General features: G+C 72.4%; 1 protein-coding gene. It reads left to right on the top strand.

From position 1 onward, the window contains the following. Positions 1-236: 236 nt before the first annotated feature. Positions 237-1649: allophanate hydrolase (gene atzF, locus AC1D15_RS31055; RefSeq protein ID WP_477829063.1), on the top strand; the 1413-nt coding region annotated here is incomplete at its 3' end.

Below are 1649 nucleotides of genomic sequence, written 5' to 3' on the forward strand. Positions count from 1 at the left end.
GCGGCACGCTTGCGCACCGGCTTGGGGGGTGGGGTCTTGCTGACCTTCTTGGAGACCGCCTTCATGCGTGGCCGTACTGCTGTGAGTGAGTCGAAAAGTGTACGTTCATGCATCCATCCCTGGCGGCGTTGAAACACCCCCGAAGGAGCGTATCGGCACCCACGCAACATGAGGGAAAACCATGGCTCGCAACTTGCATACAAGATCGCATTCACTGATTTGTGGAGCCCGATCCCATGTCCCTCGAGCCCCGGACCTTGCGTGAACTGCAGCAGGCGCTGCGCGAAGGCACCCTGACGGTGCGCCGCCTGATGGAGCGCGTGCTGCACGAGCGTGCACGGCATGCGGCCTCGGCCTGGATCGCGCTGCGGCCCGAGGAGGAACTGCTGGCCGAGGCCGAGGCCTGCGATGCCCGCGCGCGCGGCGAAGGCGCGGCGCTGTGGGAGCGGCGGCCTCTCTTCGGCCTGCCGTTCGCGGTGAAGGACAACATCGACGTGGCCGGGCTGCCGACCACCGCCGCCTGCCCGGGCTTCGCAAGCGGCCCGGCCGCGCAGCATGCGACCGCGGTGCAACGCCTCGTGGATGCCGGCGCGATTCCCGTCGGCAAGACCAACCTCGACCAGTTCGCGACCGGCCTGGTCGGCACACGATCGCCGTACGGCGCGGTGCCGAACCCGTTCGATGCAGCCCATGTGAGCGGCGGTTCCAGTTCCGGCTCGGCCTACGTGGTCGCGACCGGCCAGGTGCCGTTCGCGCTCGGCACCGACACGGCGGGCTCGGGCCGGGTGCCGGCCGGCTTCTGCCACATCAGCGGGTTGAAACCGACCAAGGGCTGGGTGCCGTCGACCGGCGTGGTGCCGGCCTGCCGCAGCCTCGACTGCATCTCGGTGTTCGCGCTGACGCCGGAAGACGCGTGGGCGGTTGCGAGCCAGGCCGCCGGGCCGGACCCGCAGGATCCGTTCAGCCGCACGGCGTTGCCACCGCGGCTGCGGCTGGACGCGTTGCCGGACCTCGCGGTCGGCGTGCCCGACACGCTGGAGTTCTTCGGCGATGCGCAGGCGCGCGACGCCTTCGAGGCCGCGCTGGCGCATCTGCGCGAACGCGGCTGCAAGCTGGTGCCGGTGCCGTTCGAGCCGCTCGCGCGCGTCGCGGCGCTGCTGTACCAGGGGCCGTGGGTGGCCGAACGCTATGCAGCGGTCGGCGCCTTCCTCGACGGCCACCCGCCCGGTGCCGACCCCATCGTCGCGGCGATCGTGCGCAGCGGCCGCGCGCCGGCCGCGCACGAGCTGTTCGAAGCGCAGTACGCGCTGGCCGCGGCGCAGCGGCAGGCGGCGGCGATGTGGGCGCAGGTGGCCGTGCTGGTGGTGCCGAGCGCGCCGACGCACCCGACGCTGGCCGCGCTGCAGGCCGATCCGTTCGAGCCGAACCGCCGCCTCGGCCACTACACGAACTTCGTCAACCTGCTCGACATGGCGGCCCATGCGCTGCCCGGCCCGATGCGCGGCGACGGCCTGCCGGCCGGCGTGACGCTGATCGGCCCGGCGTTCAGCGATTTCGCGCTGGCCGGCCTCGCGGCCACGCTCGCCCGCGTGTTCGAGCCGACCGCCGGCGTGATGCGCCAGCCGATCGGCGCCGCGCCGGTGCTGGCC

The sequence above is a fragment of the Rhizobacter sp. P2_H2 genome, from assembly GCF_056403375.1.